The organism is Rhodococcus sp. IEGM 1370 (assembly GCF_033142325.1).
Taxonomy (GTDB): domain Bacteria; phylum Actinomycetota; class Actinomycetes; order Mycobacteriales; family Mycobacteriaceae; genus Rhodococcoides.
Genome location: NZ_JAWLRY010000003.1, coordinates 141,081 through 166,223, shown reverse-complemented (window position 1 = coordinate 166,223; position 25,143 = coordinate 141,081). Strand labels below are relative to the sequence as shown.

At 66.2% G+C, this 25,143-nt stretch carries 20 protein-coding genes; all 20 read left to right on the top strand.

The window, feature by feature from the left end; genetic code table 11:
• Positions 1–438: 438 nt before the first annotated feature.
• The 20 genes from mraZ to R4P47_RS07045 all read left to right on the top strand — a co-directional run bounded on the left by mraZ (position 439) and on the right by R4P47_RS07045 (position 25,143).
• On the top strand, positions 439–870 hold the full coding sequence (gene mraZ / locus R4P47_RS07140; RefSeq protein ID WP_027497352.1) for a division/cell wall cluster transcriptional repressor MraZ: 432 nt from the start codon (positions 439–441) through the stop codon (positions 868–870).
• 220 nt (positions 871–1,090) lie between these two features.
• Positions 1,091–2,122 carry a 16S rRNA (cytosine(1402)-N(4))-methyltransferase RsmH gene (rsmH, locus tag R4P47_RS07135; protein WP_317784380.1) on the top strand — a complete coding sequence of 344 codons (1,032 nt, stop codon included), beginning with the start codon at positions 1,091–1,093 and terminating at the stop codon, positions 2,120–2,122.
• On the top strand, positions 2,119–2,946 hold the full coding sequence (locus R4P47_RS07130; protein ID WP_317784379.1) for a hypothetical protein: 828 nt from the start codon (positions 2,119–2,121) through the stop codon (positions 2,944–2,946). Before rsmH ends, R4P47_RS07130 begins: the two co-directional genes overlap by 4 nt.
• Entirely contained in the window at positions 2,943–4,799 is a 1,857-nt protein-coding gene (locus tag R4P47_RS07125) for a peptidoglycan D,D-transpeptidase FtsI family protein (RefSeq protein ID WP_068051974.1), read from the top strand. The genes R4P47_RS07130 and R4P47_RS07125 overlap by 4 nt, the downstream gene beginning before the upstream one ends.
• A 159-nt stretch (positions 4,800–4,958) precedes the next feature.
• Complete coding sequence (locus R4P47_RS07120) at positions 4,959–6,560, top strand: UDP-N-acetylmuramoyl-L-alanyl-D-glutamate--2,6-diaminopimelate ligase (RefSeq protein WP_317784378.1); 1,602 nt, start codon at positions 4,959–4,961, stop codon at positions 6,558–6,560.
• Positions 6,557–8,065, top strand: a complete 1,509-nt coding sequence (locus R4P47_RS07115; RefSeq protein WP_317784377.1) for a UDP-N-acetylmuramoyl-tripeptide--D-alanyl-D-alanine ligase — start codon at positions 6,557–6,559, stop codon at positions 8,063–8,065. The genes R4P47_RS07120 and R4P47_RS07115 overlap by 4 nt, the downstream gene beginning before the upstream one ends.
• The gene (mraY, locus tag R4P47_RS07110) at positions 8,062–9,147 is read left to right on the top strand and encodes a phospho-N-acetylmuramoyl-pentapeptide-transferase (RefSeq protein ID WP_032394385.1); all 1,086 of its coding nucleotides are present in this window, start codon (positions 8,062–8,064) and stop codon (positions 9,145–9,147) included. Before R4P47_RS07115 ends, mraY begins: the two co-directional genes overlap by 4 nt.
• A 3-nt stretch (positions 9,148–9,150) precedes the next feature.
• On the top strand, positions 9,151–10,623 hold the full coding sequence (gene murD, locus R4P47_RS07105; RefSeq protein WP_317784376.1) for a UDP-N-acetylmuramoyl-L-alanine--D-glutamate ligase: 1,473 nt from the start codon (positions 9,151–9,153) through the stop codon (positions 10,621–10,623).
• Entirely contained in the window at positions 10,620–12,206 is a 1,587-nt protein-coding gene (gene ftsW, locus R4P47_RS07100) for a putative lipid II flippase FtsW (RefSeq protein ID WP_317784375.1), read from the top strand. Before murD ends, ftsW begins: the two co-directional genes overlap by 4 nt.
• Positions 12,203–13,345: an undecaprenyldiphospho-muramoylpentapeptide beta-N-acetylglucosaminyltransferase gene (gene murG / locus R4P47_RS07095; protein WP_317784374.1), complete on the top strand. Its 1,143-nt coding sequence runs from the start codon at positions 12,203–12,205 to the stop codon at positions 13,343–13,345. The genes ftsW and murG overlap by 4 nt, the downstream gene beginning before the upstream one ends.
• A 63-nt stretch (positions 13,346–13,408) precedes the next feature.
• The gene (gene murC / locus R4P47_RS07090) at positions 13,409–14,914 is read left to right on the top strand and encodes a UDP-N-acetylmuramate--L-alanine ligase (protein ID WP_094669869.1); all 1,506 of its coding nucleotides are present in this window, start codon (positions 13,409–13,411) and stop codon (positions 14,912–14,914) included.
• Entirely contained in the window at positions 14,911–15,705 is a 795-nt protein-coding gene (locus tag R4P47_RS07085; protein ID WP_082898936.1) for a cell division protein FtsQ/DivIB, read from the top strand. The genes murC and R4P47_RS07085 overlap by 4 nt, the downstream gene beginning before the upstream one ends.
• 171 nt (positions 15,706–15,876) lie before the next feature.
• Positions 15,877–17,172 carry a cell division protein FtsZ gene (gene ftsZ, locus R4P47_RS07080; RefSeq protein WP_317784373.1) on the top strand — a complete coding sequence of 432 codons (1,296 nt, stop codon included), beginning with the start codon at positions 15,877–15,879 and terminating at the stop codon, positions 17,170–17,172.
• Positions 17,169–17,936, top strand: a complete 768-nt coding sequence (gene pgeF, locus R4P47_RS07075; RefSeq protein WP_068051953.1) for a peptidoglycan editing factor PgeF — start codon at positions 17,169–17,171, stop codon at positions 17,934–17,936. The genes ftsZ and pgeF overlap by 4 nt, the downstream gene beginning before the upstream one ends.
• 19 nt (positions 17,937–17,955) lie before the next feature.
• A complete protein-coding gene (locus R4P47_RS07070; RefSeq protein WP_317784372.1) occupies positions 17,956–18,711 on the top strand; it encodes a YggS family pyridoxal phosphate-dependent enzyme in 756 nt (251 codons plus the stop codon).
• Between the two features lie 83 nt (positions 18,712–18,794).
• Entirely contained in the window at positions 18,795–19,439 is a 645-nt protein-coding gene (locus tag R4P47_RS07065; RefSeq protein WP_300523136.1) for a cell division protein SepF, read from the top strand.
• An 82-nt stretch (positions 19,440–19,521) separates the two neighbouring features.
• Positions 19,522–19,809 (top strand): YggT family protein, encoded by a 288-nt coding sequence (locus R4P47_RS07060; protein ID WP_317784371.1) that lies wholly within the window; start codon positions 19,522–19,524, stop codon positions 19,807–19,809.
• A 160-nt stretch (positions 19,810–19,969) separates the two neighbouring features.
• On the top strand, positions 19,970–20,821 hold the full coding sequence (locus tag R4P47_RS07055) for a DivIVA domain-containing protein (protein WP_094640120.1): 852 nt from the start codon (positions 19,970–19,972) through the stop codon (positions 20,819–20,821).
• Between the two features lie 540 nt (positions 20,822–21,361).
• Complete coding sequence (gene ileS / locus R4P47_RS07050; protein WP_317784370.1) at positions 21,362–24,499, top strand: isoleucine--tRNA ligase; 3,138 nt, start codon at positions 21,362–21,364, stop codon at positions 24,497–24,499.
• Positions 24,496–25,143 carry a peptide deformylase gene (locus R4P47_RS07045; protein ID WP_317784369.1) on the top strand — a complete coding sequence of 216 codons (648 nt, stop codon included), beginning with the start codon at positions 24,496–24,498 and terminating at the stop codon, positions 25,141–25,143. Before ileS ends, R4P47_RS07045 begins: the two co-directional genes overlap by 4 nt.

The window sequence follows — 25,143 nt, the reverse complement described above, 5'->3', positions numbered from 1 at the left end:
GGGTGAGGTGCTGTTGTCGTTTTCTGCCCGCGAACAGACGCCGCAGAATTACCTGCAGCCCTCCGCTCCGCGTCGAGGGCCAGCTCGAACACTCCCGCGCACGGGAATTCTGGGATCCCTCCCCGACACTCCCCACTTTCGCCCACATTCCCCACTTCTCCCCACATCGGCCCCACTGAAGGGCAGAGATCTGCGTCCATCCGCCACACCCGACGTCGAGGCGCTGGTCAGGCGGCTTCAGTGGTGGACCCGAGGGCCGTCGCTCCCGAATCGAACCGGTGATATCACCCGCGGCATCGCTGCCGAAGCAGCCGATCTTGTACACGCTGAGCTGCATGAATGTCACTTTCGCCAAAGTTTTCCGGCTGCGAATGGTTCGAAGTGGGGGAGAGTGGGGTAAAGTGGTCCGCAGCGGAGAGTCGAGGCTGGAGGTGGCGAGTGTTTCTCGGTACCTACACGCCGAAGCTCGACGACAAGGGTCGACTCACGTTGCCGGCCAAGTTTCGGGACGCGCTTGCAGGAGGGGTCATGGTGAGCAAGGGGCAGGATTTCAGCCTCGCTGTCTACACCGCGGCCGACTTCGCAGAGCGCTCTCGGAAATTGACGGCGGCTTCTCGTGCCAACCCCAAAGCCCGTGCTTACGTTCGCCAGTTCTTCTCGGGAACCGACGAACAGCGGCCGGACGGACAGGGTCGAATCACCATCAGTCCCGAGCATCGCCGGTACGCGGGGCTCGAACGAAACTGCGTGGTGATCGGTTCGATGGACTTCATCGAGATCTGGAACGACGAAGCGTGGGCGCGCTACTCCGCTGAGAACGAACAGGATTTCTCCGACGCTTTCGACGAGTCCCTCGGAGGGATCTTGTAGCCCGAACCAGGTCGCCTGCGAGTGCAGCGAGGCCTCTGCCCGATCAGAACCCTGACGTTCTTCCCCAACGCCAGGTTTCGCAGATCAGGACCCTGACGTTCTTCCCCAACGCCAGGTTCCCTATCGGACAGGGACCTCGATGCATTCGCGTCGGCTTCGGTGGGCGACCCGCACGGCCCGGACCCGGGCGAGAAGTACGTACGCGCGACCGGGAGGAACCATGACGGAGGGCACCGGACCGGACGACATCGAGTCGTCCGCCGACCGAACCCACCGTCGATCCGCCGGCCCCCTCCACGTTCCGGTTCGACTCGAACGAGCCGACGAACTGCTCGGACCCGCACTCGGCTCCACCGGCGGTACTCGCGTCATGATCGACGCAACACTCGGCCTCGGCGGTCACGCCGAGCATTTCCTGCGGACCTATCCGCACCTGCACCTCATCGGACTCGACCGGGATCCCGATGCGCTCGAGCTGGCCGGAGCCCGCTTGGCTCCCTTCGCCGATCGAATCACGTTGGTGCACACGACCTACGACGGCATCGCCGAAGCGCTCGACGAGGCCGGTCTGCCTGCTGTCGGCTCCGTTCACGCGATTCTGTTCGACCTCGGAGTGTCGTCCATGCAGTTGGACGAGTCCGATCGCGGATTCGCCTACTCCGTGGACGCCCCACTCGACATGCGAATGAATCCGACCGTGGGAATCACCGCCGCAGACGTCCTCAACACGTACTCGCACGGCGACATCGCACGGGTCCTCAGCACGTACGGCGAAGAACGGTTCGCCGGCAAGATCGCTTCCGCTGTACTGCGACGCCGAGAGCACACTCCCTTCACCACGAGTGGCCCGTTGGTCGAATTGCTCTATGCCGCAATTCCGGCCGCGACCCGGCGCACCGGCGGACACCCTGCAAAGCGCACCTTCCAGGCACTTCGCATCGAGGTCAACGGTGAATTGGATTCGTTGAAGGCGGCGGTACCTGCCGGGCTCGACGCGTTGGCTGTCGGCGGCCGGGTCGTCTTCATGTCGTATCAATCGCTCGAAGACCGAGTCGTCAAGCAGGAGTTGGCACCTCGGATCAAGTCCCGCAGTCCCGAGGGGCTGCCGGTCGAGCTTCCAGGAATGGGTCCGGAGTTCCGGCTCCTGACCAGAGGTGCCGAGCGTGCCTCGGATTCAGAAATAGACGACAACCCACGTTCGGCTCCGGTGAGATTGCGCGCCGCCGAACGGATTGCAAGGAGAGCGGAATGACGGTTCCAGGCACAACCGTTGGAACACAACGCAATCGGGTTCCAGCACCGAGGAACAGGGTCGCTCCGCAGGCTCCACTCTCGCGACCCGAGCGTACGAGCAAGGGTGGTGGACGATCAGGCGCTGCACTTCGCGCATACGAGCGCAGGCAGCAGCGTGCGTCGATCCATACCTCGGATTCTGGGCGTGGTTCCGGGGCCGGTGCGCGGCCTTCGCTGAACGGAAGCGCTATCGCCGCGCGAATCCCGTTCGTCGCCTTGATCATCGGCCTGCTCGCCATCGGTCTCGGTCTGACGTTGCTCCTGACCACTCGGTCCGCAGGAGACTCCTACGATCTAAGCGCCGCCAAGGCCGTCAACGCCGAACTCGCTCAGGAGCGGGCGTCGTTGCAGCGTGATGTGGAGTTGGCGGAATCGGCTCCGGAGTTGGCGCGCAAGGCCGCCGAGCTCGGGATGGTCCCGGCGAAGAACTCCGCGCGTCTGATCGTCGCGCCGGACGGCGGTGTCCAGGTCGTCGGTACTCCGGCTCCGGCCGACGGTGCGCCGGTGGCACCGCTCGATCCGGTACCGGCCGCGGCCGCAGGCGAGGGCACCGTCGCGAATCCGAGCACGCAGTCATCGCAGCAGCAGACGCCGCGAAGCGCGTCTCAGCCCAACCGAACCTCGGGCACGATCGACACCCGCGCCGCCACGCCGAGTACAAGCAATGGAGCTGGAAACACCGCGCTTGCTGAACAATTGGTTCCCATGAGCATCCCCTCGCTCGAAACACCTTCGGTCGAAGCCCCCGAGTCCACCGGCGAAGCATCGGGTGGCGGGCAGTGACCAGGCCGTCGCCTGCTCCACGCCGTCGGCCACCGAGCCGAAAGCGTCTCGACTCGTCCACCTTTCGGTTCCGTCACGGCACCGGTCGCGTTCTGATGTATGTGGCGCTCGCCGTCGCGGCGGCACAGTTGCTGTGGATTCAGGGGTTCGATGCGCCGAGGTTGTCGGCCGAGTCGGCGTCGCAACGCACCACAACTCTCGTCGATCCGGCGATGCGTGGATCCATCCTGGACCGCAACGGCAATCCGATCGCCTTCACGATGGAGGCCAAAGCGCTGACGTTCCAACCGGTTCGGGTTCGCAAGGAACTCGACGAGGCGAGGGCGAAGGACCCCACCGAGCCGGAGACCGAGCAGTACCTCGAGGACATCGCGGCCCGCATCCACAGCGATCTCGGCGATGTGATCAGCGAGAAGGACCTGCTCGCGAAGCTGAAGAGCAATGACGAATTCACTTACCTCGCCCGCGGAGTGGACGCCACCGTGGCGTCGAAGATCAGCAAGGATTTCAAGCAGGTCGGACTCGAGCGTCAGGACATCCGTGAGTACCCGGGCGGATCGCTGGCCGGGAACATCGTCGGTGCCACCGGATGGGACGGACACGGTCTGCTCGGTCTGGAGGATTCGCTCGACGCGACCCTGGCCGGAACCGACGGTTCGCAGACCTACGACCGCGGATCCGACGGTGCCGTCATTCCAGGAAGCTGGCGGGACAAGCAGCCGGCGGTCAACGGTTCGAGTGTCGAACTGACCATCGACGCAGATCTGCAGTACTACGTGCAACAGCAGGTGCAGTTGGCAAAGGACCTGTCGGGAGCGAAGAACGCCTCGGCGTACGTTCAGGATTCGCACACCGGCGAGGTGCTCGCCATGTCGAACGACAACACCTTCAATCCCGGTATCGGAGTCGGCAACAACGAGCGCACCAAGGAAATGGGCAATCTGCCCGTCACCACGCCGTTCGAACCCGGTTCGGTGAACAAGATCATCACCGCGGCCGCAGCCATCGAGTACGGACTCACCACACCCGACGAGGTGCTGCAGGTACCGGGCAGCATCTTCATGTCCGGCGTGTCGGTCAAGGACGCGTGGGACCACGGCGTCGTGCCGTACACGACGACCGGCGTGTTCGGTAAGTCCTCCAACGTCGGCACCCTCATGCTGGCGCAGCGCGTCGGTGAGGATCGCTACGCGGACATGCTCACCAAGTTCGGCCTCGGCCAACGCAGCGACGTCGGTCTGCCCGGCGAGAGCGCGGGAAATGTACCGAGCCGTGATCAGTGGTCGGGTGGAACGTTCGCCAACCTCCCCATCGGTCAGGGCCTGTCCATGACGCTGTTGCAGATGACCGGGATGTATCAGGCCATCGCCAACGACGGGGTTCGCATCCCGCCGCGGATCGTCGAAGCGACAGTGGACGCCAACGGTCAGCGAACCGAGACCCAGCAGCCCGACGGGGTGTACGTGGTCAGTCCCGATACCGCGAAGACCGTCCGCAACATGTTCCGATCCGTCACTCAGGACGACACCGGGAACCAGCGCGGTACCGGAGTGGCCGCGGGGGTCGAGGGCTACCAGATCAGCGGCAAGACAGGTACGGCTCAGCAGGTCGATCCCGAGTGCAAGTGCTACTCGAACTCGAACTACTGGATCACGTTCGCCGGCATCGCGCCCGCCGACGATCCCCGCTACGTGATCGGGATCATGCTCGACGCCCCGACCCGCAGCGCCGACGGTTCGGGCGGCCAGTCGGCAGCACCGCTGTTCCACAACATCGCCAGCTGGATGCTGCAGCGGGACAGCGTGCCGATGTCCGCGGACCCCGGACCCAAGCTGGTTCTGCAGGCGGACTGAGATCCCGACCCGCCGGTCCTCGTAGTCGGGGCGGCGACATCACGATCCCGGACGCCGGTAATCTGACACATCGGCTCGGGCGTCTTCGTTCGTCTGCCGCCGCGGCGTGATCGAGCCGCGGCAGGCGCGTGGCCGGCAGTAGAGAGGAAGGGAGCAGGAGTGACTGTGTCATCGGATTCACAACCGGCTCCGGGTTCACGTCCGGCGCATCCACGGCACACCGAAGTAGGGGAGGTGGCGTCCGCGGTCGGTGCAACGATCGGCGAGGCCGATCCCGCCGGTGTGAGCGTGACCGGTATCGATCTGCGCGCGCAGTCCGTTCTTCCCGGCGATCTCTTCGCCGCACTGCCCGGATCGTCTCGACACGGTGCCGAGTTCGTCGCCGACGCAGTCGAGCGCGGTGCCGTGGCGGTGTTCACCGACCCGGCCGGACTCGAGATCGTGCGGGGAGCGCTCGCAGGCACGGGTCTACAGGTTCCGGTTCTGGTGCACGAGCACCCGCGCCAGGTGTTGGGTGCGGTCTCCGCTCTCGTCTACGGCAACCCGTCGTCGAAGATGACCGTCATCGGTATCACCGGTACCTCGGGAAAGACGACGACGTCGTATCTGCTCGAAGCCGGCCTGACTGCTGCAGGTCGTCGATGCGGTCTGATCGGCACCATCGAGACCCGTGTTCTGGGCCGTCATGTACCGAGCGCGCTGACCACGCCCGAGGCCCCGCAGCTGCATGCGCTCTTCGCCGTCATGGTCGAGCAAGGTGTCGACACGGTGGTGATGGAGGTGTCCTCCCATGCGTTGTCCCTCGGCCGGGTCGACGGCACCTGCTTCGCGATCGGTGCGTTCACCAATCTCTCCCAGGATCACCTCGATTTTCACGACTCTCTCGAGGACTACTTCTCCGCCAAGAGTCGGTTGTTCGCGGCCGACTCGGCGGTTCGTGCCGACACCGCCGTCGTCTGTGTCGACGACGCGTGGGGCATGCGGATGGCCGACATCGCTCGATCGGCCGGGTCGGCCGTGGTGACCGCGTCGACCGGTGCCGATTCGCAGTGGACGGTCTCGGACTGGGCCAAGCACGACGACGGCACCCAGTCGTTCACCGTCGCCGATCCGGAGGGTGCGTCGCTGCCGGTCTCGGTCCGGTTGCCGGGTCGCTACAACGTCGCGAACACCGTGCTGGCGTTGGCGACCTGCGCGGCGGCCGGGGCCGACGTGCGCAAGGCCGTGACCGGGGTCGCGACGGTCGACGTGCCGGGCCGCGTGCAGCGGATCGACCGTGGACAGAACTTCCTGGCGGTGGTCGATTACGCGCACAAGCCTGCGGCCGTCGAGGCCGTGCTGGCGACGTTGCGCGAATCCTCGCGTGGACGAATCGCGGTGGTACTCGGAGCAGGTGGCGATCGCGACACCGCGAAGCGTCCCCTGATGGGTGCCGCCGGAGCGCGCGGCGCAGAGCTCCTGGTGGTGACCGACGACAACCCGCGCAGCGAGGACCCGGCCATCATTCGACAGGCCGTCGAGGACGGCGCACTGTCGGTGCCCGAAGAGGCCCGCGGTGAAGTACGAAACGTGGCAGGCCGCGCAGCGGCGATCGAACAGGCCGTGGCGTGGGCACGCGAAGGGGATGTTGTGTTGATCGCAGGTAAAGGGCACGAGACCGGACAAGAGGTAGCGGGTGTGAAGCATCCGTTCGACGATCGAGTGATACTCGCCTCGGCCATCGATGCGCGTCGGGTCGGTACGAGCGCGGGCGTACGGTGATCCCCCTCTCGATCGACCGCATCGCCGAGATCGTCGGAGGCACGGTGCACGATGTGCCGGATCCGACGGTCGTGGTGCCAGGACCGGTGGAGTTCGACTCCCGCAAGGTCACCCTCGGCAGCATCTTTCTCGCCCTACCCGGCGCGAAGGTGGACGGTCACGACCATGCCGCCGCCGCGGTTGCCGCAGGTGCGGCGCTGGTACTGGCCGCGCGTCCGGTGGGCGTACCGGCCGTGGTCGTCAGTCCGGTTCCGCACGAGAGCCGCGCGATGGCACTCGAGAACGACCCGGACGGCTCCGGTTCGGCAGTACTGTCCGCGCTCGGCGCTCTGGCCCGGGCCTCGGTGCTCGAGTTGACGGCCGAGCACGGCCTGACCGTCGTCGGTGTGACGGGATCCTCCGGGAAGACCTCGACCAAGGACCTGATCTCTGCGGTCCTCGAGCCTCTGGGCTCGGTGGTGGCACCGCCCGGATCGTTCAACAACGAATTGGGACATCCGTGGACGGCGCTGCGAGCGGATGCCGACACCGATTTCCTCTGTCTTGAATTGTCCGCCCGAGGAATCGGCCACATCGCCGAACTCGCCACGCTCGCACCGCCCCGGATCGGGGTTGTCCTGAACGTCGGAACCGCGCACCTGGGCGAGTTCGGCTCGCGCGCGGCCATCGCACTGGCGAAGGGCGAGCTGGTCGAGGCGCTCCCGAGTGCCGCCGACGGGGGAGTGGCGATCCTCAACATCGACGATCGCCTCGTCGCCGAAATGGTCACGCGTACAACGGCTGCCGTCGTCACGGTCGGGCGCAACGCAGATGCCGACATCAGAGCCCTCGACGTGCAGGTCGACACCGACGCCCGGGCGTCGTTCACGCTCGAATGCGCAGCGGGTTCGGTACCGATCACCCTGGCGGTGCACGGTGAGCATCAGGTCGGCAACGCCCTCGCGGCAGCGGCCGTCGCCCTCGAGTGCGGAGCAACGCTGACGCAGGTTGCCCAGGCGCTCGGGGCCGCCGCACCGACGTCGATCAGACGGATGGACGTGCGCACCCGCGCCGACGGCGTCACCGTCGTCAACGACTCGTACAACGCCAACCCCGATTCGATGCGCGCCGCACTCAAAGCACTGGTGTCGATGTCGCGTCGCGACGACGGACCGAAACGCCGCAGCTGGGCGGTGCTGGGAGAGATGGGCGAACTGGGTTCGGACTCGGTGGTCGAGCACGACGCGATCGGCCGCCTCGCCGTCCGCCTCGACGTCGACCGTCTGATCATCGTCGACACCGGCCGTCCCACCCGGGCGTTGCACCAGGGTGCCGTCATGGAGGGTTCGTGGGGCGAGGAATCGATGCTGGTGCCCGACCGTGAAACCGCGATCGCAGTACTGCACGAGGAAGTGCGTCCCGGCGACATCGTGCTGGTGAAAGCCTCGCAGTCCGGGGCGATGTGGACCGTCGCAGACGCCCTGCTGGCCGATGCGTCGAGCGCCACCGCGGAGGGTGAGCAGTGAGGCAGATCCTCTTCGCCGGAGGCATCGCGCTCGCGGTCGCGATTCTCCTGACCCCGGTGCTGATCAAGACCTTCTCGAAACAGGGCTTCGGCCAGGAGATTCGAGTGGAGGGCCCGGCGAGTCACCAGTCCAAGCGGGGCACACCGACCATGGGCGGCGTCGCAATTCTGGTCGGCATCTGGGCCGGCTACTGGGGCTCGCACCTGATCGGTATCGGCTACGACGCAGACGGTCCGTCGGCCTCGGCCCTGCTCGTCCTCGGCCTGACCACGGTGCTCGGTCTCGTCGGCTTTCTCGACGATTTCATCAAGATCCGCAAGCAGCGCAACCTGGGTCTGAACGCCACCGGTAAGTACGTCGGTCAGATAACGGCAGCCGTGCTGTTCGCGATCCTGGTGTTGCAGTTCCGCAGCGAGAGTGGGCTCACTCCTGGCAGCACCCAACTGTCGTACGTACGCGATATCGCCACCTGGTCGATGTCCGCGGTGGTCTTCGTGTTCTTCGTCTGCCTGCTCGTGATCGCGTGGTCCAACTCGGTCAACCTCACCGACGGCCTGGACGGCCTCGCAGCCGGGTCGATGACACTGGTGCTCGGTGCCTACACCGTCATCACCTTCTGGCAGTACCGCCAGGCGTGCGCAGGGCCCGCCGGGCCCGCCCCCGGCTGCTACGACGTCCGAGATCCCCTCGACCTGGCACTGGTCTGCGCTTCGGCAGCGGGAGCCTGCATCGGCTTCCTGTGGTGGAACGCCGCGCCTGCCAAGATCTTCATGGGCGACACCGGATCCCTGGCCCTCGGCGGTCTGATCGCAGGCCTGTCGGTGGTGACCAAGACCGAACTGATCATGGTGGTCATCGGTGCGCTGTTCGTCGCCGAGGCCGCATCGGTCGTCATCCAGGTCGCGGTGTTCCGATCCAGTCGCCGACGCGTGTTCCGCATGGCACCGTTCCATCATCACTTCGAGTTGGCCGGATGGGCCGAGACGACGGTGATCATCCGGTTCTGGTTGTTGGCCGCCATCGCGTCGGCCGTCGGACTCGCTCTGTTCTACAGCGAGTATCTCGCTGCTGTCGGCGGATAGGGCATGGACGAATCTCCGCACGACGCTCGGACCGACCTGACCTGGTTGCGCGGCAGTTCGGTGCTGGTGACCGGTGCCCGCATCTCGGGACTGGCCGTCGTGCAACCGTTGCTCGATCTCGGTGCCGTCGTCACCGTCACCGACTCGAATCGTGCCGCGCTGGACGAGGCGTCGGACTTCGGGGCTGCCGTGGTGCTGCAGGACGACCTACTCGCCGATCCGGCGGCGCTCGCTGCGTTTTCGCTCGTCGTCACCAGTCCCGGCTTTCGTCCCGACTCTCCGGTGCTGGCCGCGGCCACCGAGCAGGGCATTCCGGTGTGGGGCGATGTCGAGTTGTCCTGGCACGTGGACCGGGCCGAGTTGTACGGACCCCGAACTCGCTGGCTGGTGGTCACCGGCACCAACGGAAAGACGACCACCACCTCGATGCTGGCGTCGATACTCGACGCCGCAGGCATCGCATCGGTGGCCTGCGGCAACATCGGACTCCCCATCGCCGACGCGTTGCGCGGTACCCCGCATCCGAGTGTGCTCGCCGTGGAGTTGTCGTCGTTCCAGTTGTTCTGGGCTCCGTCGGTGCGTCCGGCGGCGGGGGTGGTGCTCAACATCGCCGAGGACCATCTCGACTGGCACGGCGGTATGGACGGATACGTCCAGGCCAAGGCTCGTGTGTTGAGCGGTGATGTCGCGGTGGTCGGTCTCGACGACTCGAGGGCGGCGAGTCTCGCTGCCGGATCACCCGCAGCCACCGTCGTCGGGTTTCGGCTGGGTGAGCCGGCCTCGGGTGAGCTGGGAGTGCGGGCAGGGATGCTCGTGGACGATGCCTTCGGTGCGAACGTCGATCTTCTCGCTGCGGACGAGGTGGAGCCGAGCGGCCCGTCCGGCATTCTCGATGCGCTCGCAGCAGGCGCGCTGGCTCGTTCGATCGGTGTGGACGCCGACGCTGTTCGGGTGGGGCTGCAGACCTATCGGGTGGGTCCGCATCGTGCGGCGGTGGTGCGCGAGCTCGGCGGGGTGACGTTCATCGACGACTCGAAGGCGACCAATCCGCACGCCGCTCGATCGTCGATCTCGGCCCACGATCGCGTCGTGTGGATCGTGGGTGGGTTGCTGAAGGGTGCGGTGATCGACGATCTGGTGGTCGAGATCGCCGATCGTCTCGTGGCTGCGGTCGTTCTCGGGCGCGATGGGATGCAGATCGCAGAGGCTTTGGCGCGACACGCGCCCGATGTTCCGGTCGTCAGGCTCCCTTCGGGAGACGATGCTGGTGTGACTCATGGTGCTGAAGATGCTGATGCGGTGATGCGGGCGGTCGTGGCCCATGCGGCCGAACTCGCCGCGCCGGGGGATACGGTCCTGCTGGCCCCGGCCGCCGCGTCACTGGACATGTTCGCCGACTACGGCCACCGCGGCCGCAGCTTCGCCGAGTCGGTCCAGCGCCTCGAGGCCACCGACATCGGATCGCCGCGATCGTGACCGCCGCCGGTCATCCGCCGCGTCCACCTCGCCGCACCGCCGCTCCACGCACCCGAATCGGCCTGTGGTTCGGCCGCCCGCTCGCGTCCTTCCATCTCGTCGTCACGATCGCGGTACTACTCACGGTGTTGGGCCTGGTGATGGTGCTGTCGGCGTCGTCCGCCGAGTCCTTCGCAGCCGATGAGTCCGGGTACGCGCTCTTCACCCAGCAGCTGATCGGTGTCGCGCTGGGAGTCGTGGCGTTCTACGTCGCTCTCCGGCTGCCGGTTCGCTACCTCAGAAAGCTGTCTTTTCCGCTGTTCCTGGTTTCGATCACCATGCTCATGTTGGTGCTCATCCCCGGAATCGGTGCCGAACGCCAAGGTGCGCGCCGCTGGTTCGACTTCGGCGTCGTGTCCTTCCAGCCGTCCGAGCTGGCCAAGGTCGCGCTGGTTCTGTGGGGCGCACACCTGTTGGCCTCGCGGCGCAGCGAGCACGGCAACATCAAATCGCTGCTGGTGCCGCTGCTGCCTGCAGGTCTGCTGATGTGTCTGCTCGTCGTGCTGCAACCGAACCTCAGTACCGCCATCGCCCTCGGCATCATCCTGGTGGCGCTGCTGTGGTTCGCCGGCCTGAACGCTCGGCTGTTCGGTGCGGTGCTGATGACCGGTCTGGCGTTGGCAACCGTGCTCGCGTTCACCGCCGGTTACCGATCCAATCGCGTCAAGGCCTGGCTCAACCCGGGTGAGGACACCCAGGGCCTGTCCTATCAGTCCACCCAGGCGAAATACTCCCTGGCCGACGGCGGAATGTTCGGTCGCGGGCTCGGGCAGAGCCGCGCGAAGTGGAGCTACCTGCCCAACGCGCACAACGACTTCATCTTCGCCATCATCGGCGAGGAACTCGGAATGATCGGCTGCCTCGCAGTCATCGGATTGTTCGGCCTCTTCGTCTACACCGGCCTGCGCATCGCCATGCGTTCGGTCGATCCGTTCCTGCGGCTCTTGACCGCAGGTGCCACGTGCTGGGTGTTCGGCCAGGCCATGATCAACATCGGCTACGTCGTCGGGTTGCTGCCGGTGACCGGTCTGCAGCTGCCCCTGGTGTCCTACGGTGGCACCTCGACCGCGATCACGCTGCTGATGTTCGGCATCATCGCGAGCGCCGCCCGCCACGAACCCGAGGCGATCGCGGCCCTGCACGCAGGGCAGGAGGGCCGAATCGCGCGAGCTCTGAAGCTGCCGCTGCCCGCCGTGTTCTCGCCCAAGCGAGCCGCGATGGCGCGCTCGAAGTCCACTCGCCCCACACTGGCGGCGCAGGATCGCAAACGCCTCGAGTCCCGTAAGGGCAAGGGCAGTGACGCACGGACAGCGCGGGCTGCCGAACCCGGCCGTGCCCGCACGCGCGTCTCCAGTTCACGGACCGACACGATGTCGCCCACATCGACTGCGTACCGGGGCGACGCTCCCCGCGGCAACCCCCGTCGAAGCGATCCGGTCCGGCGAGAGCCCGCCGCAGGATCGCGATCGGCATACCGTCCGCGGCCGGAACCACAACCCGGTCGCCCTCCCGTCCGCTCGGGTGAGCGAGGATATCGACGGTGAAGCAGACATCTCGACCGATTTCCGTAGTGGTTGCCGGGGGCGGAACGGCCGGGCACATCGAGCCTGCGCTCGCTGTGGCCGACGCCTTGCGTGTCCTCGACCCCACCGTCACCGTCACCGCTCTCGGCAGCAGCCGCGGCCTCGAGACGACTCTCGTCCCGGCTCGCGGGTACGCACTCGAGCTCATTCCGCCCGTTCCGCTGCCCCGTAAGCCCACCGTCGACCTGCTCAAGTTGCCGCTGCGCGTCGTGCGATCGGTGCGCCGCACCCGAGAGATCTTCGCGGCCGTGGAGGCGGACGTGCTCGTCGGATTCGGCGGCTACGTCGCGTTACCGGCCTATCTCGCGGCCCGCGGTCGACTGTTCGGCCGTGGCGGCCGAATTCCCGTGGTCATCCACGAGGCCAACGCACGAGCGGGTATCGCCAACAAGGTCGGTGCCCGCTCGGCCGAGCGGGTACTCGCCGCGGTCGCGGGCTCGGGGATCGCCGCGCGCGGTGCTGCCGACGCGGACGTGATCGGAATTCCCGTGCGTCCCACCATCACCGGCCTCGATCGGGCTGCCGTCCGCGCGGAGGCTCGCGCGCACTTCGGCCTGCCCGAGAACGGCCCGGTGCTGCTGGTGTTCGGCGGCTCACAGGGGGCCCGATCGCTCAACGACGCGGTGTCCGGAGCCTCGGCGGCCCTCGCCGATGCGGGTATCTCGGTTCTGCACGCCCACGGTCCGAAGAACTCGCTCGATGTCGAGCAGCGCAATCCGGCCGCGCCGTACGTCGCGCGCGCCTACATCGACCGGATGGATCTGGCGTACGCGGCCGCGGACCTCGCGATCTGTCGCTCCGGTGCCATGACGGTCGCCGAGGTTTCCGCGACCGGTCTGCCCGCCGTCTACGTGCCCCTGCCGCACGGCAACGGCGAGCAGGAACTCAACGCCCGTCCCGTGGTCGACGCCGGAGGTGGCATCCTGGTACCCGATGCGACACTGACCGAGCAATACGTGAGCGAGACAGTGGTCGCGCTGCTGGCCGACACCGAACGAATCGCCACCATGTCTCGTGCCGCCGCCGGTGCCGGGCACAAGGGCGCAGCAGCTGCCGTCGCGCAGATCGTGCTCGATACCGCGCACGCGGCGCGGCGCTGAGCTGGGCGGCGTCGCGCATGAGAAGAGAACGAGGGAGACGTCCGCGTGACAACTGAGGGTGCGATGTCGGATCTGCCGGCAGAGCTCGAACGAGTACACATGGTGGGCATCGGTGGTGCCGGAATGTCCGGCATCGCGCGGATCCTGCTCGCTCGCGGGGGACAGGTGTCGGGTTCGGATGCCAAGGAATCGCGCGGCGTGCTCGCACTGCGCGCACGCGGCGCCCAGGTCCGCATCGGTCACGACGCCAGCGCCCTGGACATGATCGACGGCGGGCCCACCGTGGTCGTGACGACCCACGCCGCGATTCCCCAGACCAATCCCGAACTCGTCGAAGCTCGCGAACGCGGAATTCCGGTGGTGCTGCGACCGGCCGTGCTGTCTTCTCTCATGCAGGGATACCGCACGCTGTTGGTCTCGGGTACGCACGGAAAGACGTCCACGACCTCGATGCTGGTCGTCGCCCTGCAGCACTGCGGGTTCGATCCGTCGTTCGCCGTCGGAGGAGAGCTCAACGAAGCCGGGACCAACGCCCATCACGGCAGCGGCGACGTGTTCGTGGCCGAGGCGGACGAGAGCGACGGCTCGCTGCTGCAGTACACGGCCAACGTCATCATCGTGACCAACATCGAGGCCGATCATCTGGACTACTTCGGCACCACCGACGCCTACGTTCAGGTGTTCGACGATTTCGCCGCGCTGCTGGGTCCGGGCGGTGTGCTCGTGGCCTGTATGGACGATCCCGGTTCGGCGGCGCTGGCTCGACGCGTGGTCGAGCGGAACCTTCCCGGAGTCAAGGTGCTGGGATACGGGTCCTCGGACGTCGACGCGGGGCCGGTCGACATGGCCGTTCGGCTGCTGGCGTGGGAGCCCGAGGACATCGGTGGCGTCGCGCAGTTGCAGATCGCAGGTGAGGACGCGGCGCGCACCGTACGGCTCGGCGTCCCCGGCCGGCACACTGCACTCAACGCGCTGGCGGCGTTCGTCGCGGCGCGCCAGGTCGGTGCCGGTGTCGAGGAATTGCTGGCCGGACTCACCGGTTTCGGCGGCGTGCATCGACGCTTTCAGTTCACCGGGCGTGAGCACGGCGTCCGCGTGTTCGACGACTACGCGCACCATCCGACCGAGGTGCGTGCGGTGCTGACGGCCGCACAGGCCCTCGTGGCAGGCCAGGATCGTTCGGGTGGCGAGCAGGGACGGGTGGTGGTGGTGTTCCAGCCGCACCTGTACTCGCGGACCGCGACGTTCGCCGAGGAGTTCGGTGCCGCGTTGTCGTTGGCCGACGAGATCGTCGTGCTCGACGTCTACGGCGCGCGCGAGGAGCCGTTGCCCGGTGTGACGGGGGCGCTGGTTGCCGCTTCGGTGACCAAGCCGGTGAACTATCAGCCGGATCTGTCGTTGGTGGCCAAGCAGGTCGCCCACCTGAGTGTGCCCGGCGATGTCGTCATCACCATGGGAGCCGGCGACGTGACGATGCTCGGCGGGCCGATTCTCGATGCGCTTCGCTCGAAGACCGATTTCGGTGCTGCGACCGGCCGCGGAGTACCGAAGGATCGGCCGTCGACGTGACCCGCCGCTCCGATCGAGTCCGTTCTTCGAGGTCGGGAACAGCTGCACGAGAGGGTGATTCGCCGTCCGCGGTCACCGACAAGCAAGCCCGCGCTCAGGCACGGGAAGAAGAGCGCGCCCGAGTGAAGCGGTCGCGTCGCAAAGCCGCTCTGATTGCGCTCGCCGTGGTGGTCGTCGTGGTGGGATCGGCTGCGCTGGTGTACTTCACGCCGCTGTTGTCCGTTCGCACCATCGCGGTCGCGGGGGCATCGTCGGTGTCCGAGCAGGAGATCCTCGATCGGCTGGACGTACCCGTCGGCCTTCCGCTGGTTCGGGTGGACACGGCGGGGGCGGCGCAGCGGGTGGCAACGATCCCGGCGCTGGCGACGGTCCGCGTGCAACGCCAGTATCCGTCCACCGTGCAGGTGACGGTCGAGGAGCGAGTTCCGGTGGCGTTCTTCGATTCTCCGGACGGCACCCATCTCCTGGACTCCACCGGCGTCGATTTCGCGATCGCGCCGCCACCGCCAGGGGTGGTGCGTCTGGTGACCGACAATCCGGTGTTCGGTGATCCGGTGACGAAAGATGCACTGGCGGTTCTCGATACGTTGCCACCGCTGCTGCGTGATCAGGCCGCCGAGCTGCGGGCGAGCACGCTGTCCGACATCTCGATTCTGCTGCTCGACGGGCGCACCGTCGTGTGGGGTAGCAAGGACGACTCCGAGCGCAAGGGTGCGGTCGCGATCGCATTGCTGTCCCAGCCCGGTCAGATCTTCGACGTGTCGAGTCCGGATCTGCCCACCACCAAATAGTTTCGACGCGCGGACCGGAATTTCTCGCGTGGCGTCGGCGCGCCTAATGGCGATAGTCGTCGGCGATGAATAGCGTTTCGACCAGTTCAGTACTTGACATAACTCTAAGCCTGTGGTTTAGGTTGAGGGTTTTCCACATTTCAGGCAACAATCCACGGAAGGCGAGAGCCCATGACGCCCCCGCACAACTACCTCGCCGTAATCAAGGTCGTCGGCATCGGCGGCGGCGGCGTGAACGCGGTCAACCGCATGATCGAACAGGGACTCAAGGGAGTCGAGTTCATCGCGGTCAACACCGACGCTCAGGCCTTGCTGATGAGTGATGCAGACGTCAAGCTCGACGTCGGCCGCGAACTGACCCGCGGACTCGGCGCAGGTGCCGATCCCGAGGTCGGCCGCCGCGCAGCAGACGATCACAAGGACGAGATCGAAGAGGTGCTCAAGGGTGCCGACATGGTGTTCGTCACCGCAGGCGAGGGAGGCGGCACCGGCACCGGTGGCGCTCCTGTCGTCGCCAACATCGCTCGCAAGCTCGGTGCACTGACCGTCGGTGTCGTCACCCGGCCGTTCTCCTTCGAGGGCAAGCGGCGCGGTGGACAGGCCGACACCGGCATCCAGCAGCTCCGCGAGTCCTGCGACACGCTCATCGTCATCCCCAACGATCGACTGCTCCAGCTCGGCGACGCGGCCGTCAGCCTCATGGACGCGTTCCGCAGCGCCGACGAGGTATTGCTCAACGGTGTCCAGGGCATCACCGACCTGATCACCACTCCCGGACTGATCAACGTCGACTTCGCCGACGTCAAGGGCGTCATGTCCGGCGCAGGCAGTGCACTGATGGGTATCGGATCCTCACGCGGTGAGGGTCGCGCGATCAAGGCAGCCGAATCGGCGATCAACTCGCCGCTGCTCGAAGCCTCGATGGAAGGTGCACGCGGAGTGCTGCTCTCCATCGCCGGTGGATCCGACCTCGGTCTGTTCGAGATCAACGAGGCCGCCTCGCTGGTGCAGGAAGCCGCACACATCGACGCCAACATCATCTTCGGCACCGTCATCGACGACTCGCTCGGCGACGAGGTCCGCGTGACCGTCATCGCCGCAGGCTTCGACGGAGGAACCCCGACGCGGCGTCCGGTCGAAGCTGCCACCTCCACCCGCGGCCCCATCGGATCGGCTCGCTCGGGCGAGGTGTCCTCCAAGTCGACCGACGGCTCCGACGGTGCTGTGTTCCGCGACCCGGTCGGCGCACCGAGTGGGAGCAGTCTGCCGCCGCTGAACTCGTCGAGCTCGTCCAACCGCGAATCGTCGAGCCGCGAATCCGCAGCCGGTTACGGTCGCGACTCGTCCGGCCAGGGCCGGGACTCGTCCGGACAGGGCCGCGAGAGCGTCGGTTCCGGCCGTCGCGTTCCGATCGCCGAGGACGAGGGCGAAGACGAAGTCGATGTGCCGTCCTTCATGCGGCGGTGAGTGACACCGCTTCCGCCGGTCCGTTTCGTGTCCGACGCGTCTCGACGACGCGGGCGGGCGGCGTCTCGGCACCGCCGTTCGACACGTTCAATCTGGGCGATCACGTAGGTGACGACCCCGCTTCGGTGGAGGCCAACCGTCGACGCCTCGGCGATCGACTGGGTATGGGACTCGAACGGCTCGTGTTCATGGAGCAGGTCCACGGACGCACCGTCACCGTGGTCGACGGTCCGGTGTCCGAGCCGGTGCCTATGACCGATGCGTTGGTGACGACGCAACGTGATCTCGGTCTGGTGGTGTTGACTGCCGATTGCGTGCCGGTCCTGCTCTCCGACGAGGAGGCAGGCGTGATCGCAGCGGTGCATGCAGGGCGGGTCGGTGCCCGCATCGGCATCGTTCCCCGGGTGTTGGCCGCCATGGTCGAGCTCGGGGCGGTCCCGGCGCGGATCGGCGCATTTCTCGGTCCGGCGGCGAGCGGTCGCCAGTACGAGGTGCCCGCCTCCATGCGAGCGGACGTCGACAAGCATCTCCCCGGCAGCGCGACGACCACGGTCCGCAATACGCCGGGGCTCGATATTCCCGCCGGTATCCGCGCTCAACTGCTCGCCGCGGGAGTGTCCGGGGTCGCTCAGGATCCGCGGTGCACCATCGAGGACCGGGCCTTGTTCAGTCACCGTCGCGAAGGATCGACCGGCCGAATCGCCAGTGTCGTATGGATGGACAGCACATCCCCAGGTGATCGGGCCGAAACGGCAGACCGGTGAACCGGCACAGGAGGTTGTCATGAGCGAACCCACCGGCAGCGCGTCGGGCACCGACCGGGCGCAGGAGATCGAGACGGCGTTGACGTCGGTGCGTGAGCGGCTGCACCGCGCCTGTGTCGATGCGGGCCGGTCGCCCGCCGACGTGGCTCTGCTGCCGGTGACCAAGTTCTTCCCCGCCTCGGACGTGCGGATTCTCTACGAACTGGGGTGCCGCGACTTCGGAGAGTCCCGGGAGCAGGACGCGTCGCCCAAGGTCGCCGAGACGGCCGAAGATTTCGTCGGCGATCCGCCCCGCTGGCACATGATCGGACACCTGCAGCGAAACAAGGCGAAGTCGGTTGCCGCGTGGGCGCACGCCATTCATTCCGTGGACAGTGTGCGGTTGGTGGCCGCACTGTCGAAGGCGACGACGGCGGCATTGGACGAGGGTGTGCGTCGGACCGAACTCGACGTGATCGTTCAGGTCAGTCTCGACGGGGATGTGCACCGCGGCGGCGTCGAACGCGACGAACTCCACGAGCTTGCCGACGCGGTGTCGAACGCGTCCGGGTTGCGTTTGGCGGGGTTGATGGCGGTGCCACCGCTCGACGCCGATGCGGACGCCGCATTCGCCGATCTCGAGAGCCTGCACCGTCGGCTGACGGCCGATCATCCCGAAGCGCTCGAGCTGTCCGCCGGCATGACCGGAGACCTGGAAGCTGCTGTGCGGCACGGATCGACGTGCGTGCGTGTCGGTACCGCAATACTCGGCGCGCGGCCGATAACCTCGCAATAACAGTCCATGGATCACATCAGTCACAACAGACACTTGCGAACCTGGAGATGGACAGTAGACACACCGCCACGGAAGGCAGAACGATGAGCACCCTGCACAAGTTCAAGGCGTACTTCGGCATGGTTCCGCTCGCCGACTACGAGGACGACTACCTCGACGATCCGGACACGCGACGCAGTTCCCGTGGTGGTCGTGACAGCTACGACGACATGGATGAGCGTGAATTCGTGAAGCCGTCGTTCGGTGGATCTCGGCACGCGCAGGTCGAGGACGACTACGACGACTACGAGGCCCCGCGTCCGGCGACGCTGGCCCCGATCGGCGGACGAGGACGTGGCGCGGCACCGACCACGCGAGGTGCGGCAACCAGGGGAGCGTTGGCCATGGACACTCGGATGGACGTGCGTGCGGAGACGCGACGCAGCCCGATCGCGGACGACGGCGGCCCGCTCTCGAAGATCACCACGCTGCGACCGCGTGACTACAGCGAGGCGCGCACCATCGGTGAGCGCTTCCGCGACGGCACTCCGGTCATCATGGACCTGGTCGAGATGAGCAACGCCGACGCCAAGCGCCTGGTCGATTTCGCGGCCGGGCTCGCCTTCGCGCTGCGCGGTTCCTTCGACAAGGTTGCGACCAAGGTATTCCTGCTCTCGCCGGCCGACGTCGACGTCTCGCCGCAGGAGCGCAGGCGGATCGCCGAGACCGGCTTCTACAGTCAGCAGTGAGAGATTCGCTGTTCGGGGTGGTAGAACGGGGCTGTGACCAGCGCGCTTTGCTCAGCCCGTCGAATTCAGGCAGAGTATAGCCGTGATCGTGTTCACGGTGATCAACATCGTATTGTTTCTTTTTTGGCTCCTTCTCATCGGTCGAATCATCGTCGAGTTCATCAGAACTTTCGCGAGAGATTGGCAACCGACCGGGTTGGTCGTCATCGTGCTCGAGGCGATCTTCACGGTCACCGACCCGCCGGTGAAGTTCCTCCGCAGGATAATTCCGCCGCTCAATCTCGGCGGAGTGCGACTGGACCTGTCCATCATGGTCCTGCTGTTCGTCGTCTTCATTGCGTGGAATGTGACCAGCAGTCTCGCGGCCTGAGATCGCAGACGAAATGTTAGAACGCGGGACCCAGCGCATGCTGCGTGTCCTGTGTGACAGAATGGACGCCAGTTACAGTTTGATTGTTCTGCACTCGCGCGGAATGGCATATAACTGAATGCTTGCTCTACCGCCCCAAGACGCGTGAAGGGATCCTTCCATGCCGCTGACTCCAGCTGATGTGCACAATGTCGCGTTCAGCAAGCCGCCCATCGGTAAGCGTGGTTACAACGAAGACGAGGTCGACGCTTTTCTAGACCTCGTCGAGCAAGAGTTGTCGCGACTGATCGAAGAGAACGCCGACCTCCGCCAGCGGGTCGGTGAGCTCGACCAGGAGCTTGCGGACGCCAAGAACGCTTCGCGGCAGAGCCCGCAGGCGGCTCAGGTCGCGGCACCGAAGGCCGAGCCACAGCGCCCGGTGGATCCCCCCAAGCCACCGCCCGTCGCGGCGCAGCCCGCTCCGGTCGCACCCGTTGCGGCGGCCCCGCAGCAGAGCGGCGACTCCAACATGCAGGCCGCCAAGATTCTGGGCCTCGCTCAGGAGATGGCCGATCGTCTCACCGGTGATGCCAAGTCGGAGTCCGAGCAGCTGCTCGGCAACGCGCGCACCAACGCCGAGCGTTTGGTCTCGGATGCCCGCACGCGTTCGGAGTCGATGATGTCCGAGGCTCGGCAGAAGTCCGAGTCGCTGCTGTCCGACGCACAGACGCGCTCCGAGACCCAGCTGCGTCAGGCGAAGGAGAAGGCCGACGCACTGCAGGCCGACGCCGAGCGCAAGCACACCGAGATCATGGCGACGATCAACCAGCAGCGTTCGGTACTCGAAGGTCGCATCGAGCAGCTCAAGACGTTCGAGCGCGAATACCGCGTGCGGCTCAAGTCCTACCTGGAATCGCAGCTCGAAGAGCTCGAGAACCGCTCCTCGGCGCTGCCGGTGGACAACGGGCAGGACAACTTCAACCAGGACAGCCAGTCGTCGGGGTACAGCCAGTCGTACGCCAAGGGCAACTGACGCAGGAGTTCGTGCCGATGCTGCCGAACACGGCAGCATCGGACCCTGACGTCGCGTCGAACGGTGAGCGAGGAATCACGTGCTGGTCCTGACTCTCGGCGCAGCGGCTATCGGTTTCGGCTTTCTGGTTCTCGCGTTGATGACGGGGTCGGTTGTGTGGGCGTGGGCCTGCATCGTCGTGTGTATCGTGGGAGCAGTTCTGCTACTTGTCGGTGCACTGACGGGCAAACGACCACCGCCGGAACCCGATAAGTAATATGTGCTGATTTCTCCAGTTGTTTCAGGCGTCGATCCGGCTATCACCGGGGAGCCTTCGGAAGAACGACTCGGTTCGATGGGCAACCACCTCGAATCGACGTCCAGTAGAACCGAACGGGTGAGCCCGTCACAGCTCACGTGGAGAGGCTTGCTCCGGCGACGCAGTCGTCGGAGCCGAGCAAGCGGGGTGGTACCGCGGTATCCGACGTCCCGATCGTCGAATGTCGTCCCCGTGCCAAGAGGTGTCGCGTCCAGTACGCGTCCGGCACGGAGGAGACAGATATGACAGATGCGAGCGCACGTCCGAAGAATGCGTCGTACCCGCTGGTCGATTTGGCCGAGGGCCGATCGGGCAGTGTCCCGTTCCCCGATCTCGAGCGCATCGTTCTGCACGAGTGGGCCGAGGACGGCACTTTCCGAGCCAGCATCGACAATCGAGCGGGTGCCGAGGAGTTCGTCTTCTACGACGGCCCTCCCTTCGCGAACGGTCTGCCGCACTACGGCCACCTCCTCACCGGTTACGTCAAGGACCTCGTCCCGCGATTCCAGACGATGCGGGGCAAGAAGGTCGAGCGTCGCTTCGGCTGGGACTGCCACGGTCTGCCCGCAGAGCTGGAAGCGGAGAAGCAGCTCGGTATCAAGGACAAGTCCGAGATCGACGAGATGGGTCTGGCAAAGTTCAACGCCTACTGCAAGCAGTCGGTACTCCAGTACACCGACGAGTGGCGGGACTACGTCACCCGGCAGGCGCGGTGGGTCGACTTCGACAACGACTACAAGACCCTCGACGTCGACTTCATGGAGTCCGTCATGTGGGCATTCAAGACGCTGCACGACAAGGGCCTGATCTACCAGGGATACCGAGTTCTGCCGTACAGCTGGTACGAGCAGACACCCCTGTCCAATCAGGAGACCCGCCTCGACGACGCGTACAAGATGCGTCAGGATCCCGCGGTCACCGTCACGATGCCGTTGACGGCTCCCGGCTCGCCCCTGGACGGCGCGAACGCGTTGATCTGGACCACCACGCCGTGGACCCTGCCGTCGAACCTGGCGATCGCGGTGCATCCCGAGGTGCACTACGTACAGGTGCGAGGAGCCGACGGTGAGCGTTACGTGCTTGCCGCGCAGCGACTCTCGCACTACGCGAAGGAACTCGGCGAGGAGCCGGAGGTTCTGTCTGAGCACACCGGTACCGAGTTGGTCGGACTTGCTTACGCACCGCCGTACGATTTCTTCCTCGGCCACGAGAACTCGCACCGCGTGCTGCAGGCCGACTACGTCACGACCGATTCGGGCACCGGAATCGTCCACCTCGCACCGGCTTTCGGTGAGGAGGACATGGACGTCGCCACCGCGAACGGCATCGAGGTGGTGCAACCGCTCGACGCAGGCGGCAAGTTCACCTCGCTGGTGCCGCCGTACGAGGGCCTGATGGTGTTCGACGCCAATCCGGTGATCATCAAGGACCTCAAGGCCTCGGGTCGGTTGTTGCGGCACGAGACCATCGAGCACTCGTACCCACACAGCTGGCGCAGTGGTCAGCCACTGATCTACATGGCGGTGCCGTCGTGGTTCGTCGCGGTGACCAAGTTCCGTGATCGGATGGTCGAGCTGAACCAGGAGATCACTTGGGTTCCCGAGCACATCAAGGACGGCCAGTTCGGCAAGTGGCTCGAAGGTGCACGCGACTGGAACATCAGCCGAAACCGATACTGGGGCAGCCCGATTCCGGCGTGGACCTCCGACGACCCGGCCTACCCGCGGCTGGATGTGTACGGCAGCCTGGACGAGCTCGAGCGTGACTTCGGCGTGCGGCCGACCGATCTGCACCGGCCCTACATCGACGATCTGACGCGTCCCAACCCGGACGACCCGACGGGTGAGTCCACGATGCGCCGCGTTCCCGAGGTGTTGGACTGCTGGTTCGAGTCCGGCTCGATGCCGTATGCGCAGGTGCACTTCCCGTTCGAGAACGAGGAGTGGTTCTCCACGCACAACCCGGGCGATTTCATCGTCGAGTACAACGGGCAGACACGCGGCTGGTTCTACACCCTGCACGTGCTCGCGACCGCACTGTTCGATCGTCCGGCGTTCAAGACCGTTGCCGCACACGGCATCGTGCTCGGTGACGACGGCTTGAAGATGAGCAAGTCCAAGGGCAACTACCCGGACGTCAAGGAGGTCTTCGACCGCGACGGCTCCGACGCCATGCGGTGGTTCCTGATGTCCTCACCGATCCTGCGAGGCGGCAACCTCATCGTGACCGAGCAGGGCATCCGCGAGGGCGTCCGCCAGGCGCTGCTGCCGATCTGGAATGCGTGGAGCTTCCTTCAGCTCTACGCTTCGAGGCCCGGGCAATGGCGGACCGATTCTCCGCACGTGCTCGATCGCTACGTTCTGGCCAAGCTGTCGGCCACCCGCGACGCGATCACCGATGCGCTCGAGGGCAACGACATCGCCGGTGCCTGCGACGAGCTGCGCACGTTCTGCGATGCGCTGACCAATTGGTATGTGCGACGGTCGCGTTCGAGGTTCTGGAGCGAGGACGCCGACGCGATCGACACCCTGCACACCGTGCTCGAGGTGCTCACGCGCATCGCCGCCCCGCTGTTGCCGCTGATCAGCGAAGTGGTGTGGCGGGGCTTGACCGGTGGCCGCTCGGTGCACCTGACGGACTGGCCCGAGGCCGACGAACTGCCGTCGGATCCCGAACTCGTCGAGAGCATGGACGAGGTCCGCACCGTGTGCTCGACCGTTCTGGGTCTGCGCAAGGCACAGAACCTGCGCGTGCGGTTGCCGCTGCCCGAGGTGACCGTCGCGGCCGCCGATGCGGAGCGGCTGCGTCCGTTCGTCGACATCATCGCCGACGAGGTCAACGTCAAGAAGGTCGATCTGACCGAAGACGTTGCGGTACACGGAAAGTTCGAGCTCGTCGTCAATGCGCGTGCTGCGGGCCCGCGTATCGGCAAGGACGTCCAGACCGTCATCAAGGCCGTGAAGGCAGGCGATTGGTCCGAGGACGCGGACGGTGTGGTGAGCGCAGCAGGAATTGCGCTCTTGCCAGAGGAGTTCACTCGCAGGCTCGTTGCCGCCGAGCCCGAATCGACGGCACCGTTGCCCGGGAACGCCGGACTGGTCGTGCTCGATTCCGCCGTCACCGAGGAGCTCGAAGCGGAGGGCTGGGCCAAGGACCGCATCCGCGAACTGCAGGACGCGCGTCGCAATCACGGGTTCGAGGTCTCGGACCGCATCGACATCGTCATCGAGGTCCCCGAACATCGACAGGCGTGGCTCGACACGCACCGCGATCTGATCGCAGGTGAGGTGCTCGCACTCTCGCTCGTCGACGGACGCGTCGGCGACGACGGCAGCGATCTCGGTGAGGGAGTGCGGGCAGCGATCACCAAGTCGTCATGATCGACGGCGACGTATCGGTCGGTGCCGTCCGCGAGCTTCTCGCCGAAGCTCGCGGCGGCGTCGTGCCTATCGTCGCGGCGGGTGACCCGGTTCTGCGGTCCGGGGCTGCCCGCTATACCGGTCAGCTCGATTCCGAGACGTTCGCGGAGTTGATCGAGGTGATGCGCGCGACCATGCACGACGCGCCCGGTGTCGGCCTGGCCGCACCGCAGATCGGCATCCCGTTGCAGATCGCAGTGATCGAGGACCTGTACGACGTCGAAGCGGAGGTGTCCCGGGTCCGGGAGCGCACACCGCTTCCGTTCCGGGTACTGGTCAATCCCCGGTACACCCCGGTCGGATCGCGGACCGCAGGCTTCTACGAGGGTTGTCTCAGTGTTCCCGGTTATCAGGCCGTCGTGACGCGAGCGGCCGAGGTGCGGCTCGAGTGCACCGACGAAGCCGGTCGCGAGATCGACGAGGTGGTTGCCGGCTGGCCGGCCAGGATCGTGGCCCACGAGACCGACCATCTCCACGGCACCCTGTACATCGACACCGCGCACATGCGATCGCTGACGACGAGCGAGGTGTACGGCGAGCTGTGGTCGGATCCGACACCCGAACGGGCGGCGCAGGCGCTCGGCTTCACCGTCGATCTCGGCTGA

Bases quoted from the DNA above. Each gene is read 5' to 3' on its own strand.
- murC (WP_094669869.1), top strand. From the start codon at position 13,409: ATGTCGGATCTGCCGGCAGAGCTCGAACGAGTACACATGGTGGGCATC.
- R4P47_RS07065 (WP_300523136.1), top strand. From the start codon at position 18,795: ATGAGCACCCTGCACAAGTTCAAGGCGTACTTCGGCATGGTTCCGCTC.
- R4P47_RS07055 (WP_094640120.1), top strand. From the start codon at position 19,970: ATGCCGCTGACTCCAGCTGATGTGCACAATGTCGCGTTCAGCAAGCCG.
- rsmH (WP_317784380.1), top strand. From the start codon at position 1,091: ATGACGGAGGGCACCGGACCGGACGACATCGAGTCGTCCGCCGACCGA.
- ileS (WP_317784370.1), top strand. From the start codon at position 21,362: ATGACAGATGCGAGCGCACGTCCGAAGAATGCGTCGTACCCGCTGGTC.
- R4P47_RS07070 (WP_317784372.1), top strand. From the start codon at position 17,956: ATGAGCGAACCCACCGGCAGCGCGTCGGGCACCGACCGGGCGCAGGAG.
- murD (WP_317784376.1), top strand. From the start codon at position 9,151: ATGGACGAATCTCCGCACGACGCTCGGACCGACCTGACCTGGTTGCGC.
- R4P47_RS07045 (WP_317784369.1), top strand. From the start codon at position 24,496: ATGATCGACGGCGACGTATCGGTCGGTGCCGTCCGCGAGCTTCTCGCC.
- R4P47_RS07130 (WP_317784379.1), top strand. From the start codon at position 2,119: ATGACGGTTCCAGGCACAACCGTTGGAACACAACGCAATCGGGTTCCA.
- ftsZ (WP_317784373.1), top strand. From the start codon at position 15,877: ATGACGCCCCCGCACAACTACCTCGCCGTAATCAAGGTCGTCGGCATC.